At 60.6% G+C, this 13,640-nt stretch carries 16 protein-coding genes; 5 read left to right on the forward strand and 11 right to left on the reverse strand.

Translation table 11 applies throughout. From position 1 onward, the window contains the following. Nucleotides 1-13: 13 nt before the first annotated feature. The 11 genes from ACI3L3_RS04390 to ACI3L3_RS04440 form a co-directional block, all read right to left on the reverse strand. Nucleotides 14-889: a F0F1 ATP synthase subunit gamma gene (locus ACI3L3_RS04390; protein WP_404843876.1), complete on the reverse strand. Its 876-nt coding sequence runs from the start codon at nucleotides 887-889 to the stop codon at nucleotides 14-16. A gap of 19 nt (nucleotides 890-908) precedes the next feature. Beyond that, a complete protein-coding gene (atpA, locus tag ACI3L3_RS04395) occupies nucleotides 909-2,417 on the reverse strand; it encodes a F0F1 ATP synthase subunit alpha (RefSeq protein WP_404843877.1) in 1,509 nt (502 codons plus the stop codon). Nucleotides 2,418-2,421: 4 nt separating this feature from the next. Then, nucleotides 2,422-2,973 carry a F0F1 ATP synthase subunit delta gene (locus tag ACI3L3_RS04400; protein ID WP_404843878.1) on the reverse strand — a complete coding sequence of 184 codons (552 nt, stop codon included), beginning with the start codon at nucleotides 2,971-2,973 and terminating at the stop codon, nucleotides 2,422-2,424. Then, nucleotides 2,970-3,548, reverse strand: coding sequence for a F0F1 ATP synthase subunit B (gene atpF / locus ACI3L3_RS04405; protein ID WP_404843879.1), 579 nt, complete (start codon nucleotides 3,546-3,548; stop codon nucleotides 2,970-2,972). The genes ACI3L3_RS04400 and atpF overlap by 4 nt, the downstream gene beginning before the upstream one ends. Before the next feature lie 86 nt (nucleotides 3,549-3,634). Then, entirely contained in the window at nucleotides 3,635-4,051 is a 417-nt protein-coding gene (locus ACI3L3_RS04410; protein ID WP_404843880.1) for an ATP synthase F0 subunit B, read from the reverse strand. A 154-nt stretch (nucleotides 4,052-4,205) separates the two neighbouring features. After that, nucleotides 4,206-4,631, reverse strand: a complete 426-nt coding sequence (locus ACI3L3_RS04415) for a polymer-forming cytoskeletal protein (RefSeq protein WP_404843881.1) — start codon at nucleotides 4,629-4,631, stop codon at nucleotides 4,206-4,208. Nucleotides 4,632-4,685: 54 nt separating this feature from the next. Next, entirely contained in the window at nucleotides 4,686-5,801 is a 1,116-nt protein-coding gene (gene rodA / locus ACI3L3_RS04420; protein WP_404843882.1) for a rod shape-determining protein RodA, read from the reverse strand. Then, nucleotides 5,798-7,588: a penicillin-binding protein 2 gene (mrdA, locus tag ACI3L3_RS04425; RefSeq protein ID WP_404843883.1), complete on the reverse strand. Its 1,791-nt coding sequence runs from the start codon at nucleotides 7,586-7,588 to the stop codon at nucleotides 5,798-5,800. Before mrdA ends, rodA begins: the two co-directional genes overlap by 4 nt. After that, a complete protein-coding gene (locus ACI3L3_RS04430; RefSeq protein ID WP_404843884.1) occupies nucleotides 7,569-8,036 on the reverse strand; it encodes a hypothetical protein in 468 nt (155 codons plus the stop codon). The genes mrdA and ACI3L3_RS04430 overlap by 20 nt, the downstream gene beginning before the upstream one ends. A gap of 9 nt (nucleotides 8,037-8,045) precedes the next feature. Beyond that, nucleotides 8,046-8,945, reverse strand: a complete 900-nt coding sequence (mreC, locus tag ACI3L3_RS04435) for a rod shape-determining protein MreC (protein ID WP_404843885.1) — start codon at nucleotides 8,943-8,945, stop codon at nucleotides 8,046-8,048. Further along, nucleotides 8,899-9,939 carry a rod shape-determining protein gene (locus tag ACI3L3_RS04440; RefSeq protein ID WP_404843886.1) on the reverse strand — a complete coding sequence of 347 codons (1,041 nt, stop codon included), beginning with the start codon at nucleotides 9,937-9,939 and terminating at the stop codon, nucleotides 8,899-8,901. The genes mreC and ACI3L3_RS04440 overlap by 47 nt, the downstream gene beginning before the upstream one ends. A gap of 146 nt (nucleotides 9,940-10,085) precedes the next feature. Here ACI3L3_RS04440 and ACI3L3_RS04445 point away from each other — a divergent pair, with 146 nt between their 5' ends. From ACI3L3_RS04445 to zapA, 5 genes are all read left to right on the forward strand, one after another. Continuing rightward, a complete protein-coding gene (locus ACI3L3_RS04445; RefSeq protein ID WP_404843887.1) occupies nucleotides 10,086-11,054 on the forward strand; it encodes a TIGR01212 family radical SAM protein in 969 nt (322 codons plus the stop codon). Next, nucleotides 11,051-11,527 carry a methylated-DNA--[protein]-cysteine S-methyltransferase gene (locus tag ACI3L3_RS04450; protein WP_404843888.1) on the forward strand — a complete coding sequence of 159 codons (477 nt, stop codon included), beginning with the start codon at nucleotides 11,051-11,053 and terminating at the stop codon, nucleotides 11,525-11,527. Before ACI3L3_RS04445 ends, ACI3L3_RS04450 begins: the two co-directional genes overlap by 4 nt. Before the next feature lie 151 nt (nucleotides 11,528-11,678). Continuing rightward, the gene (gene glmU, locus ACI3L3_RS04455; protein ID WP_404843889.1) at nucleotides 11,679-13,061 is read left to right on the forward strand and encodes a bifunctional UDP-N-acetylglucosamine diphosphorylase/glucosamine-1-phosphate N-acetyltransferase GlmU; all 1,383 of its coding nucleotides are present in this window, start codon (nucleotides 11,679-11,681) and stop codon (nucleotides 13,059-13,061) included. A gap of 45 nt (nucleotides 13,062-13,106) precedes the next feature. After that, nucleotides 13,107-13,337: a cell division protein ZapB gene (gene zapB / locus ACI3L3_RS04460; protein ID WP_404843890.1), complete on the forward strand. Its 231-nt coding sequence runs from the start codon at nucleotides 13,107-13,109 to the stop codon at nucleotides 13,335-13,337. A gap of 14 nt (nucleotides 13,338-13,351) precedes the next feature. Next, nucleotides 13,352-13,618, forward strand: a complete 267-nt coding sequence (zapA, locus tag ACI3L3_RS04465) for a cell division protein ZapA (RefSeq protein ID WP_404843891.1) — start codon at nucleotides 13,352-13,354, stop codon at nucleotides 13,616-13,618. Nucleotides 13,619-13,640 lie beyond the last annotated feature (22 nt).

A 13,640-nucleotide genomic window follows, 5' to 3' on the forward strand; every position in this document is an offset into this window, starting at 1 on the left:
TAATGCCCCCTTCTTATCCATTCAGCGCTTCTGCGCCGCTGACAATATCCATAAGCTCCGTGGTGATAACCGCCTGACGCGTCTTGTTGTAGACGAGCGTGAGGGAGTCGACCAAGTCGTCGCAAGCCCTTGTGGCGTTGTCCATGGCGGTCATGCGTGCAGCATGCTCGGAAGCAGAGGTGTCAAGCAGCCCGCGATAGATCTGGACCTTGATAAAACGGGGCAGCAACTCGGCCAGAAGTCCTTCGACTTCGGGCTCGTAGATGTACTCCGCACCGGAGTCCTCTTCCACCTCTTCGGCCTCGCCGGCCTCGATGGGGAGGATATCCAGCGCCACCGGATCCTGCTTCACCATGTTAATGAACTTGCCGTAAACGACGGTCACTTCGTCCAGTTCACCGGAGAGGTAGCCGTCGATGACCTGCATACCGACCTGATTCGCCAGGGTGAAGTCGTAGTGGCTCATGGCATCGGGCAGGCCCAGAGGCATTTCGAAGTCGGACTTGGCGACAGCGTCGCGTCCCTTCTTGCCGATGCAATAGAACTTTACGGTCTTCCCCTCCGCGGCTTTCTGCTCGGCCAGCTTCAGCGCCCTCTTGATGAGGTTGGTGTTGAAGCTGCCACACAGGCCGCGGTCGGAGGTAATCAGGACGATTGCCGAGGTTTTGATTTCTTCGCGGACTTCAAGGAGCGGATGCGCGTCAGTATCCACACCAGCCGCGAGGTCACCAAGCATCTCGTAGAACTTGTCGGCGTAGGGGCGGAAGCGCTCAATGCGATCCTGAGCGCTGCGCATCTTCGCCGAGGCCACCATATTCATGGCCTTCGTGATCTGCTTGGTCTTCTTGACCCCGGTTATCTTCAGTTGGACATCCTTGAGTGAAGGCATGTCATGACCTCCTCAAGTATTAAGCCTGAAAGTTCTTCTTAAACTCTTCGATAGCAGCACGGAGCTTGCCGTCGAGTTCGTCGTCGATGACTTCCTTGGTCCTAATGCCCTCAAGGATGTCGGCCTTGGAGTTGCGCATAAAGTCGAGCAGCTCGGTCTCGCACTTAGCAACAGACTCAACAGGGACATCATCCATGAAGCCACGGGTCGCCATAAACATGGACACAATCTGCTCTTCAACAGGCTGCGGCTGGTACTGGGGCTGCTTGAGCAGTTCCACCAGACGGGCGCCACGGTTCAGCTTCTGCTGGGTGCCCTTGTCGAGGTCGGAGCCAAACTGCGCGAAGGCGGCCAGCTCGCGGTACTGAGCCATTTCCAGACGCATGGTACCGGCAACCTGCTTCATGGCCTTGATCTGCGCGGCGCCACCAACGCGGGACACGGACAGACCAACGTTAATGGCCGGGCGGACACCAGCGTTGAAGAGGTTCGGCTCCAGGTACACCTGACCGTCGGTAATGGAGATAACGTTGGTCGGGATGTAGGCGGACACGTCGCCGGCCTGGGTTTCGATGATGGGCAGTGCGGTCATGGAACCGGCGCCCAGATCGTCGTTCACCTTCGCAGCACGTTCCAGCAGACGGGAGTGGAGGTAGAAGACGTCACCGGGGAAGGCCTCACGTCCCGGAGGACGGCGAAGCAGCAGGGACATCTGGCGGTACGCGGTAGCCTGCTTGGACAGGTCATCGTACACGATGAGGCAGTGCTTGCCGTTGTTGCGGTAGTACTCGCCCATGGTCGCGCCGGTGTAGGCGGCGATGAACTGGAGCGGTGCCGGCTCGGAAGCGGTGGCCGAAATGATGGTGGTGTACTCGAGGGCGCCGTGCTTGCGCAGGACGTCGGCAACGAGGGCCACAGAAGCCTTCTTCTGGCCGATGGCAACGTAGATGCAGTGCACATCGGAGTTCTTCTGGGCCAGGATGGCGTCGATGCAGACAGCGGTCTTACCGGTCTGGCGGTCGCCAATGATCAGCTCGCGCTGACCGCGGCCGATGGGGGTCATGCCGTCAATGGCCTTCAGGCCGGTGTACATCGGCTCGTGAACGGACTTACGGGCGATGATGCCCGGAGCCTTCAGCTCCACCGGACGGATTTCATTGGACTCGATGGGTCCCAGACCGTCGATGGGCTGACCCAGCGGGTCGATAACGCGGCCCATAACGGCGTCGCCGACGGGCACGGAGAAGATCTTGCCGGTACGCTTGACGGGGTCGCCTTCCTTGATGCCGGTGTCGTCGCCCAGAAGGGCCACACCCACACTGTCTTCTTCAAGGTTCAGCGTCATGCCCATCAGGCCACCGGGGAACTCCAGAAGCTCCATGGCCATGGCGTTTTCCACGCCGTGGACTCTGGCGATTCCGTCACCGACATAGAGAACCGTGCCGGTTTCGGTCATCTCCACCTTGGATTCGTAATTAGAAATCGAATCCTCAATGATTTTACTGATTTCTTCAGCTTTGATCTGCATGGCCCTACTCACCCCTTTTGATCTGTTCTTTCATACCGTGAAGCTGAGCGCGCAAGCTAGCATCCAAAATCTTGTCACCCACTTTAAGCACCACACCGCCGAGGATGTCGGCGTTGGTATCGAAGTCCAGCACAAGCTCTTTGCCGAGCTGCTCGGCGAGTTCCTTGCGGACTTCCTTCTGCCGTGCATCCTCGAGTGCGACAGCGGTGACGAGCTCGCCACGCACCACGCCCTTGGCTTCATCGAGCAGAGCGCCAAAGTAGGCTTCGATTTCCGGCAGAATGGACAGGCGGTCCTTGTCTGCCAGCAGGAAGAGGAAATTCCTGGCGGTAGGATTGGGATCCAGCTTAGACAGAATCTTCTCCACGATGGCCTTCTTTTCCTCAACGGTGAAGATGGGGTTGCGGAAGATCTTAACGAGCTCCGGCGTGTTCTTCATCGCGGAGGCGAATTCGGCCAGGTCCTTGCCGTATGCCTCGATCTCGGCATCGCCCTTTTGCTGTCCTATGGAGAACAGCGCACGGGCGTACCTGCGTGCTACGATATCAGCAATCAATTGAGCACCACCTTCGTTAATGAATCGTTGATCAGCTTGTTGTGCTCATCGGCAGAGAGCTTCTCCGCCAAGAGCCTTTCAGCGGCGTCAACGACCAGCTCTGCCACTTCGGCGCGAACATCCTGAACGGCGGTCCGGCGTTCCTGCTCGGCAGTGAGCTTGGCCTGGGCGGTGATCTTCTCTGCGCTTTCCTTAGCACCCTCGATGATGGATGCCTTGAGCGTTTCGCCCTGCGCACGGAACTCGGCCAGGATGGCCTCGCGTTCCTGCTCGATGTTGGCGATGTTCTTCTCGACCTCAGCCAGCTTTTTCTCGGCATCTTCGCGACGTTCTGCCAAGTCGGCCAGCTGGGTCTCGATCTGTTTGCGGCGGCCACCGAAGATTTCGGCGATCTTCTTTCCGGCGAACTTGTAGATGATGCCGGCAAAGATGATAAAGTTGACGACACGAAGTCCGAAGTCTTTCCAGTTCGGCCCGTGCCCCCCGTGCGCGCCGCCAGCCTCGGACGCATAAGCGACCGATGCCACTGCCAGTACGAGCAGCAAAGCCGGCACGATTCGTTTGAGCCCTTTCAACGCGAAACCCTCCTTTCCATCCGGTTCTTTGGCTTAAGCAAAAAACGAGAAGGCGAAACCCGTACGGCTTCGCCTTGTGCGCGGAACTAGCCGAGCACCTTGGCCACAACTTTGCCAGCCATGCCATCCACCTGAGCCTTGAGGTCGTCCATGCAGGACTTCACCTCTGCGGCGACGGCGTCGCGCTCGGCCTTGAGCGCGGTGGCGGCTTTGCCGTTGGCGGCCTCAATGATGCCCTTCTCCTCGGCAACACCCTCTTCGCGGAGGTTGCTGCGGATATCCACGCCGTTGCGGCGGGCCTCGTCGAGGGCGGCGGAATAGTTCTTCAACTTCTGCTCCGCGGTCTCATTGAAGCCTTCGGCGTCCTCAAGGTATCCGGCCATCCGATCATTACGCTTTTTGATGATCTCACGGATGGGACGGACGAGAAGAAAGTTAAGAACGACCAACGTGACCACGAAGTTCACAAACTGAATAAAAAAGGTGATATCGAGATCAATCATACGCGCCCTCTCGGAGGTTGTGAATTATTGAGCAAAGTCAAACGGCCTTTAGCCAATTTCCAGCGACCTGTCAAAACTTTTTTATAAACCGCCGGGTTTGCGGCGGCTTTTCAAAGGCGCCTGCAACTCGAGAAAAAAAGCACATTCTCGGGCGCTATTTCGTTACTGCAAGGGACGGTTTAGAGGATGCAGAAGAGCCCGCCTGGCGGGCATCGGCGGCGTTTTTACCAGCCTCTGCATTGGGGGCGGCCTTCTTGGTGCCCATGCTGATGCTGCCTTCCATTACCGCACCTTCTTCCATCATGAGCACAGGGGTGGCCATGCTGCCGTCGACGTTGGCCGTTTTGTGCAAAACGACCTTGCCGGTGGCGCGCACTTCTCCCTGCACTTTGCCGCTTACGATAAGCTGGCCGACGTGGATGGTTCCTTCCACGCGTGCGTCCTTTCCGATGACGAGGGTGCCTTCGGACTCCACTTCGCCATTGAATTTACCGTCAATACGGACGGAACCTTTGAACTCCAGGCGCCCCTGGTAGGTGGTCCCGCTGCCAAGAAAGGCATTGATCTCGTCGCGCGCCATGAGTCGCTCCCGATCACGAAGGTTCACTGCAGGCCGCGTTCGGCTTTCGCGCGGCTATCCGCGCTTGAACACGAACCTGCGCATGGAAACGTTCAACACAAGGCCTATGAGGCACAGATTCACCACTGTGGCGCTGCCGCCGTAACTGATGAACGGCAACGGAATGCCCACAACCGGCATCAGGCCAAGCACCATCCCCATGTTGATGAGTATCTGCCAGAAAAAATAGAAAAAGACCCCAGCGGCGAGAAAGCTGCCGAAACGGTCCTTCGCGTCATGCGCCGTGAGGTAAATTTGATACAGGAAGAGGCAGAAAAGGGAAAGGAGAATAATACACCCGATAAAGCCCCATTCCTCGCCAAAAACGGCGATGGCAAAGTCTGTATGCTTCTCGGGAAGAAAACGTAGCTGACTCTGTGTGCCGCCCAAAAAGCCCTTGCCCCACAGTCGTCCCGAGCCGATGGCTATCTGCGATTGGATAATATGATAGCCCGCACCAAGGGGGTCGCGTCCCGGATTAAGGAACGTTAAAATGCGCTGCTTTTGGTAGTCGTGCAAAACGAACCACGACAAAGGCATCAGGATTGGTCCCATGATGACCAGTGTCTTGAACACGCGCATCTCCACACCGCGATACAGCACAAGCCCGCCCAGCAAGAGCAGGACAGACAGTCCCGACCCAAGGTCCGGCTGCAGTATCACAAGCCCCGCAGGGAGCATGCCCACGGCAATGACGGCAAACAGCCGCAGCCACCCAAGGGGCAACTGGCCTTTGGACAGAATCTTGGCACCGATGAGCAGGATGGAAATCTTGGCGACCTCACTGGGCTGGAGGTTAAAGAACCCAAGGTCCAGCCAGCGGCGCGCGCCGTAAATGGTTTTGCCGAAAAAGGGCACGCACAACAGCAAAAGCACCGTCACCCAAAACATGGGCCACGCCAGCGTCTTGAGGTGGCGGTAGTCGAACAGCATAAAGAACAGCATGCCGCCAAAGCCCATCATTCCCCACAGGAACTGCTTTTTGTAGAACGGGTTGACGGACAGCCCGCCCTCCATGCGAAACCCGCTGGCCGAATACAGGTTCAGCACGCCCACGGCGAACAGCAAAACCGTCAGCCCCAAGAGGGACCAGTTGATATGCAGCAGGATGCGGCGGTCAATGGGGGTCATTTCTTCTTCCCGAAAAGGTATTGGTAGACGCTTTTGAGGATTGGTCCGGCGGCGGAGCCACCGTGTCCGCCATGCTCCACCATGCAGACGGCGACATAGGTCTTGCCGTCCTTTTCGCCAAAGGACGCCAGCCACGCGTGGTCGCGTTCCTCGTAGGGCATTTCCTCCAGCTTGCGGCGCTTGTCGCCCTTTTTGAGCTTGAGCCGCACCACCTGCGCAGTGCCGGTCTTGCCGCCCATGACGGCGTCACGGCGTTTCAGACGCCGCGCCGTGCCGGTGTTCACGGTCTCGACCATGGACTTGACCAGCAGCTCGCGGTGCTCGTCGGACAGGGGCAGGTGCCCCAGCTTTTCCGGCTCGCCACCGGCGATGAGCTTGGGCCGCAGGATGTCGCCGCCATTGAGGAGTGCGCCGATAAAACGCGCCACCTGCAGAGGCGTCACCAGGGTGTAGCCCTGCCCGATGGCCATGTTCAACGTCTCGCCGCCCTGCCACGATTCGCCGAAGCGGCGGCGCTTCCATTCCCGCGTGGGGATGAGGCCGGACTTTTCGTGGGGCAGGCGGATGCCCGTCTTCTCGCCAAAGCCGCAGGCCATGGAGAAGGCACTGAGCTTATCCACGCCAAGGCGGTTGCCCATCTCGTAGTAGTAGACGTCGCAGGACTTGACGAGGCCCTTCATGAAATCTGTTTTGCCATGGCCCCATTTGCGCCAGCAGCGGAACACGCGGCGGCCGAGCTTCATAAAGCCCGGGCAGTAGACCTCTTCCTTGGGATCGATGCCCTCGGCCAGCACAGCGCCGCCCACCACCAGCTTGAAGACCGAGCCGGGGGGATAGGTGCTCTGCACCACGCGGTTTTGCAGGGGATGCATGGGGTTGTCGCGCAGGCTGGCCCACTGTTTGTTGGACAGCCCGGTCACGAACCAGTTGGCGTCAAAGCTCGGCTGGCTGACAAAGGCCCGGATTTCGCCGGATTCCGGCTCCATGACCACGATGGCCCCGGCCTTGCCCTCCAGCATGTCCGAGCAGCGCTTTTGCAGGCCAAGGTCAATGGACAGCGTCAGATCCTCGCCCGCCTGCGGCGGACGCAGGGTATGCTGGTTCAGCCGCCGTCCGGTGGCGTCCACCTCAAGCTGACGAAGGCCTTTCTCGCCGCGCAGGCGGTCCTCCAGCATATATTCCAGACCGCCCTTGCCCACGTTGTCGCCAAGGCTCAGAGACGGGTCTTTTTCCAGTTCGTCCTCGTTGGCTTCGGCCACGTAGCCCAGCACATGCGAAAGCAGCGCGCCCTGCGGATAAAACCGGCGCGGACGGACAACAATCTCCAGCCCCGGCCAAAACAGGGCATTGGCCTCAATGCGGGCCAGCTGCTCAAAGGGCAGGTCCGGGACAAGAATGAGCGGCTCAAAGGGCTTCACCCGTCGGCGGCCCTTCTTGAATTTCTTTTCGAGGTCGGCACGTTCCACACCGGTCCACGCGCTGATCTGGTCCAGCGTGGACTCGATATCGCGAACATCCTCGCGGATGAGGCCGAGGGCGTAGGCGGGCTCGTTGACGGCCACAAGAGTGCCACTGCGGTCGCGGATAAGGCCGCGCGGCGCGTGCAGATATTCCTGACGGAGCTGGTTGTCGCGCGCCTTTTGGGCGAACTCGGCGCCCTTGTGCACCTGCAGGTACCAAAAGCGCAGGGCAAAGAGGCAGAACAGGCCCCATATCAGGCACTGCAGCAGGATGAGACCGGTGCGCGGTGGCGCTTGGCCTTCCGGTTCAAAGTGCGTTGGCGCCATGGCGGACCCAATTTTTGTAGATGGCGTAGGCAAAAGCCCACTCGATGAAGAAAATACCGGCCTGCAACAGCCCCTCGGTCATGAGGCGGGGAGTGGATACGGACAGGTCCTGCAACTGGGCCATCAATTCAAAGAGGCCCACGTGCCACACGCCCATGGCGATGCCAATGAGCATGACGAACAAAAGGTTGGTGGACTCGAACAGCCAGCGCCCCGCCCAAAACAGCGCGCCAAGGGCGGCGTACCAGAGCAGCGCGGACCCAAAGGCCATACCGCCCGTGCCCTCCTGCACCAGAATCCAGATGCAGGTCAGCCATGCGGCAATGCGGACCTCGCGCTCCTGCATGAGGATAACGAGGCCCGGAGCCAGAAAATCCACGCCGGGAACCAGACGCTGCAGCCAGATTCCCGCAACGGTAAAGAGTGTCCACCAAAGGAGCGGATGCATGTGGGGTTCCTATTTCGCCTTGCTTGGCCCGGATTCGGAGACAACGGCCTCCTGATGCAGAATGAGCGCCTCCTCGACATTGCGCAGGTCCACCAGCGGTTTGGCCCGCACGGTCAGAAACAACGAAATGTCCGAGCGCTCAACGCCCACCACCCGCGCCACGGGCAACCCCTTGGGGAAGATGCCCGCCAGCCCGGAGGTCAACAGCTCCTCGCCAACGGCGAGGGGGGCGTTCTGCGGCACGTATCGCACTTCCAGCATGCCTTCGTCGCTTCGGCCGCACAAAACGCCGCTGACGCGGCTTTGGGAGCCAAGGACAGGCAGCTTGCTGTTGATGTCGGTGATGAGGAGGACGGTGGCCGTGGTCAGCCCACGGCGCAGGACGCGGCCCATGACGCCGTCCTCGGTGCAGACGGGGTCGTTTTGGTCCACGCCCGTTGAGGAGCCTTTGTCCACGGTGAGGGTATCCAGCACAGCGCCGGGGCCAAGACGGTGCGCAATAACGCGCACGCCCTGCCGCGACCAGCCGGGAACCGGAGCAAACGACATGAGCCGCCTGAGGCGCTGGGCCTCGGCGGCGTCTTCTTGCACTTTTGCCAGTTCCAGCTTGAGCTGGCCCACCCGGGTCTGAAGCTGCTCGTTCTCTTCGCGCACGTCCACAAGGTAGACGTAGTCACGCCAGAGCGTTGTGGCCTTGTCCACGGTCCACTGGCCGGGCTTGAGCACCCAGCCGACGAACTCCAGACCCGTGTGGCCGGAAATGGCGTCCAGTCCTCCCGTACGCAGATTCCACGTAAACAGACTCAGGTACAGGAACAGGATAAGGAGCAGGGCACCGATGGCCCCTTTTCGCGATCGGAGGTTAATCGATCGTGACCTCCTTGAGGACGTCCAGATTGTCGAGCGCACGGCCGGACCCCAGCACAACAGTCGACAACGGATCGTCCACAACGGTGATGGGCAGTCCGGTCTCCTCACGCAGGAGCTGGTCCAGTCCCTTCAGCAGCGCGCCGCCGCCAGTGAGCACAATGCCCCGGTCCACGATGTCCGCGGCCAGTTCGGGGGGCGTCTGCTCAAGGGCGATGCGGCAGGCCTGAACAATGGCGTCCACCTGTTCGGCAATGGCCTTGCGCACCTCTTCGGACGTGATGGTGATATTCTGCGGAATACCGGAGACGAGGTCCCGGCCCTTGACCGACATTTCCACCTCGTGGGACGAGGGGTAGGCGCTGCCCGCCTGAATTTTAATGGTCTCGGACGTGCTCTCGCCGATGAGCATGTTGTACTTGCGCTTCACATACTGCATGATCGCCTCGTCCATCTTGTCGCCGCCAACGCGGACGGACTTGGAGTAGACGATGCCGGACAGCGAGATGACGGCGACCTCGGTGGTGCCGCCGCCGATGTCCACAACCATGTTGGAGGTGGGCTCGGTAATGGGCAGGTCCGCGCCAATGGCCGCGGCCATGGGTTCCTCAATGAGGTACACCTCGCGCGCACCCGCGCTTTCGGCGGATTCCTTCACGGCGCGCTTTTCCACCTGCGTAATGCCCGTGGGCACGCAGATGATGATGCGCGGCCGCACCAGACGGCGGCTGTTGTGCACTTTGGTGATAAAATGCCGCAGCATGGCCTCGGTGATCTCGAAATCGGCGATGACGCCATCTTTCATCGGCCGGATGGCGACGATGTTTGCCGGGGTACGCCCGAGCATCTGCTTGGCTTCGAGCCCGACGGCGAGAACCTTCTTGCCGCCCTTGCTGTCCTGTTTGACGGCAACGACGGAGGGTTCGCGCAGCACAATGCCCTGCCCCTTGACGTAAACGCAAGTATTGGCTGTGCCCAAGTCTATCGCGAGATCATTGGAGAAAAATCCGAGAACCGTATCCAAGATTCTGGACATAAACACTCTCTTGGGTCAATGAATTCGTGGAATTTCGGAAGGCTGGAACCTGGGTGTGCTCCAGCCCGCAACGTCACTCTGAGTTAGTATACAAACCACTGTCATCAGGCAAGGGGTCCACACTAAATTCTCCCGGATACATATTTATGAACCGTTTCCATGGCCTCTCGGCCTACCTCAAGCGCCGCTTTGGCGGGCGCGTCCACAAAATCCCGCTGGACGCGGGATTCACCTGCCCCAACCGCGACGGAAGCCTGTCCACACGCGGCTGCGCCTTTTGCGACGCCAAGGGCGCAGGCACCGGACTTCTGGCCGGCGGGGCGGACCTTGCGGCGCAGTGGGAAAAATGGCGCACCCAACTGGGCGACAAATACGGCGCGCAACTTTTTTTGGCGTATTTGCAGTCCTATTCCAATACCTATGGCCCCATAGAGCACCTGCGCGCCACCCTTGAGCGCATCACGCCCTTGCCGCAACTGGCAGGCATCTGCATTGGCACGCGTCCGGACTGCCTTGATGACGCCAAGCTCGACCTGCTGGCCGACCAGCCCATTCAGGAAATCTGGCTGGACCTTGGCCTGCAATCCGCGCGGAACGACACCCTCGCCCGCATCAACCGCGGGCACACCGCCGAGACCTTTGCCGCCGCCACCCGCGCCGCCGCAGAGCGCGGGCTCAAGGTCTGCGCCCACCTCATTATGGGCCTGCCCGGCGAGGACGAGGAGGATTTCCTCGCCAGTGTGGACTACGTCAACGCCCTGCCCATCCACGGCATTAAACTCCACAACCTCTTTATCTGTCCGGGCACACCCCTTGAGGACATGTGGCGTACTTCGCCCTTTCCACTTCCCTCGCGGGGGGAGTACATTGAAGCCGTGGTCTTCGCCCTTGAGCACCTGCGCCCGGAAATTGTGGTCCACCGCATTGTCTCGGACCCGGAATCCGGCCAGCTTGTCGCGCCCGAGTGGGCGGCCATGAAGCGACCCACCATGAACGGCGTCACCACCGCCCTTGCGCGGCTGGACACATGGCAAGGCCGCGCCCTTGCACCGGACCGCCCCATGCCGGAGTGGTTTGAGCACGACGTCCCCTACCCACAAGGACTGTTTGCATGACAACACAGACGGAAACCCTCACCGCCGGTCCCCTTGCCCTCACGCTAACGTGGTCCGGCGCGCTGCTCACAGGCTCCGCCCTGTCGTGGAGCGAAACCGCAACGCCATCGCTCAAGCTGTCCGCCGCGGGCAGTGCGGTGCAGCGCGTGCTGGCAAACTATGTTCTGGGCCGTTCGGTCACGTGGCCGGACCTGCCCCTTGCCGAGCACAAGCTCCCGGCCTTTACCCGCCGCGTCCTCGCCACCCTGCGGCGCGAGGTCCCCCACGGCCACACCGTCACCTACAAAGAACTTGCCGAAATGGCAGGCTCGCCCAACAGCGCCCGCGCCGTGGGGCAGGTCATGGGCCGCAATCCATGGCTGCTGCTGGTGCCCTGCCACCGCGTGCTGAGCACAAGCGGCCTTGGCGGCTACGCCTCGGGCGAGGACCTCAAGCGCGCCCTCCTTGAGCTGGAGGGCGTTCCCGCGCCGTAGGCCTTCCCCTCCCCCGACACGGCCCCGCGACGACATCAAAGACTGGTACAGACACTGGACAACACCGCCGCCGCCACGCTAAGCGGCTGTGGGCGGACGCGCCGCAGGCCGCCGCATGCACCACGCACAGCAATCCCAAGGAATGAAACATATGTCCCAACGCACCGTGAACGCAGGCGCACTGGTCCTCGCCGCCGGAAAGGGCACCAGAATGCGCTCCAATACGCCCAAAGTTCTGCACACCATTCTTGGCGAGCCCATGCTGTGGTACGTCCACAGCGCCCTGTCCACCCTGCCCCTGTCCGGACTGTGGACCGTCATCGGCCACGGCGCGGATGACGTGCGCGCGGCCTTCTCGCACCTTGGGCAGGACGCGTTCATCGTGCAGGAGCAGCAGCTGGGCACGGGGCACGCCGTGCAGCAGGCGTGGGACGCCATCACCGATGCGGGGCTGGACGCCGTGCTGGTCGCCAACGGCGATACGCCGCTCCTTCCCGCCGCCAGCCTGCGCGCCCTTATGGACGAGTCCATAGCGCAGAACGCGGACATTGCCTTTTTGACCCTGACCCTCGACGACCCCGGCGCATATGGCCGCGTCACACGCGGCGCGGACGGCACGGTTGCCGCCATCATCGAGGCCAAGGACTTCCGCCCAGAAGACCACGGCGGCGAAGTGCATGAAATCAACGCGGGCATCTACTGGCTGAACACCGCCACCATTGGCCCGCTCCTCAGCCGCCTGACCAACAATAACGCCAGCGGCGAGTTCTACATCACCGATCTTGTGGCGCTGGCCGTGGCCGAAGGGCTGACCGTACAGGGCATCAACGGCGGCAGCGACCCGCACCTTTTAGGCGTCAACAGCCCTGCGGAGCTTGTGCGCTCCGAGGAGCTGCTGCGAAAGCGCATCGTGGACGGCCTGCTGGACGAGGGCGTGCTCATCCGCCGCCCGGACGCCGTAACCATTGGTCCGCGCGCCAGCGTTGCCCCTGGCAGCGAAGTCTGCGGCCCCTGCGAAATCCTTGGCGAAAGCACCATCGCCGCAGGCGCCAGCGTCGCCTCCAACGTGTGGATGCACGACAGCCACATTGGCGAAGACTCCACCGTGCTGCCCTTTTCGCACCTAGAGCAGGCCACGGTGCAGGCGCGCTGTCACATCGGCCCCTACGCCCGCCTGCGCCCCGGCGCGCTGGTGTGCGACGAGGCCAAGGTCGGCAACTTCGTGGAAATGAAAAAGGCCACCCTCGGCCCCGGATCCAAAGCCAGCCATCTGACCTATCTTGGCGACACCGAAGTGGGCACAGGAGCCAACATCGGCGCAGGCACCATCACCTGCAACTACGACGGCGTGAACAAGTTCAAAACCGTCATCGAGGACGACGCCTTCATCGGCAGCAACACCGCTCTTGTGGCCCCCGTGACCATCGGCAAAGGCGCACTTGTCGGCGCAGGCTCGGTAATTACGCGAAACGTCAAGGAAAATACCATAGGCATCACCCGCGCAAAACAACGCGAACTTCCAAGAAGGAAGTAACACATTTCTTGATTTTACTATCTGAACAGGGTAGAAATTTCGCCTATGGATGCACTGAGCCAGTTGGAAGCCCGAATCGATTCCATGCTTGCCAAGAACCGGGTTCTGGAGGAGGAAAACCGGCGTCTTCGGCGGGAGCTCGATGGTGGCAAACGAGAGCTTGAAAGCGAAAACCGAGCTCTGCGCGACGAACTCGAGCGCGAACGGGCCGGAAAGAGAGACGTCCTCGCCAAGATAGACAATCTGCTGGAAAAACTTCAGTCAGAGACTGAATAGGCGGATATCTACATATGCCGAGTTACACTCTTTCTGTCCTTGATTTGGAAGTTTCCTTCAGGGCAAAGGCTGACCATACCCGAGTTCTCAAGGCAAAGGAGCTTCTTGAGGAACGGTACCGGGAAATCACACAGCACGGTAGACGACTGAGCAAAGAGAAGCTGTTGACATTCCTGGCTCTTGGGCTGGCAGACGACCTGCTCCAGAGCAACCGGAAACTAGAAGAGCTGGATGGAAAACTTTCCGATCTTCTCGATAAGATCGATAATGGCGGGACCTGATTAACGGGCGTCATACTTGCGT

The sequence above is a fragment of the Desulfobaculum sp. SPO524 genome, from assembly GCF_044987625.1.
GTDB lineage: Bacteria > Desulfobacterota > Desulfovibrionia > Desulfovibrionales > Desulfovibrionaceae > Desulfobaculum.

Coding starts and splice junctions, on each gene's coding strand:
- glmU (WP_404843889.1), top strand. CDS start 11,679: ATGTCCCAACGCACCGTGAACGCAGGCGCACTGGTCCTCGCCGCCGGA.
- ACI3L3_RS04390 (WP_404843876.1), bottom strand. CDS start 889: ATGCCTTCACTCAAGGATGTCCAACTGAAGATAACCGGGGTCAAGAAG.
- mrdA (WP_404843883.1), bottom strand. CDS start 7,588: ATGGCGCCAACGCACTTTGAACCGGAAGGCCAAGCGCCACCGCGCACC.
- ACI3L3_RS04430 (WP_404843884.1), bottom strand. CDS start 8,036: ATGCATCCGCTCCTTTGGTGGACACTCTTTACCGTTGCGGGAATCTGG.
- zapA (WP_404843891.1), top strand. CDS start 13,352: ATGCCGAGTTACACTCTTTCTGTCCTTGATTTGGAAGTTTCCTTCAGG.
- ACI3L3_RS04410 (WP_404843880.1), bottom strand. CDS start 4,051: ATGATTGATCTCGATATCACCTTTTTTATTCAGTTTGTGAACTTCGTG.
- ACI3L3_RS04440 (WP_404843886.1), bottom strand. CDS start 9,939: ATGTCCAGAATCTTGGATACGGTTCTCGGATTTTTCTCCAATGATCTC.
- ACI3L3_RS04450 (WP_404843888.1), top strand. CDS start 11,051: ATGACAACACAGACGGAAACCCTCACCGCCGGTCCCCTTGCCCTCACG.
- ACI3L3_RS04415 (WP_404843881.1), bottom strand. CDS start 4,631: ATGGCGCGCGACGAGATCAATGCCTTTCTTGGCAGCGGGACCACCTAC.
- atpA (WP_404843877.1), bottom strand. CDS start 2,417: ATGCAGATCAAAGCTGAAGAAATCAGTAAAATCATTGAGGATTCGATT.
- rodA (WP_404843882.1), bottom strand. CDS start 5,801: ATGACCCCCATTGACCGCCGCATCCTGCTGCATATCAACTGGTCCCTC.
- ACI3L3_RS04445 (WP_404843887.1), top strand. CDS start 10,086: ATGAACCGTTTCCATGGCCTCTCGGCCTACCTCAAGCGCCGCTTTGGC.
- zapB (WP_404843890.1), top strand. CDS start 13,107: ATGGATGCACTGAGCCAGTTGGAAGCCCGAATCGATTCCATGCTTGCC.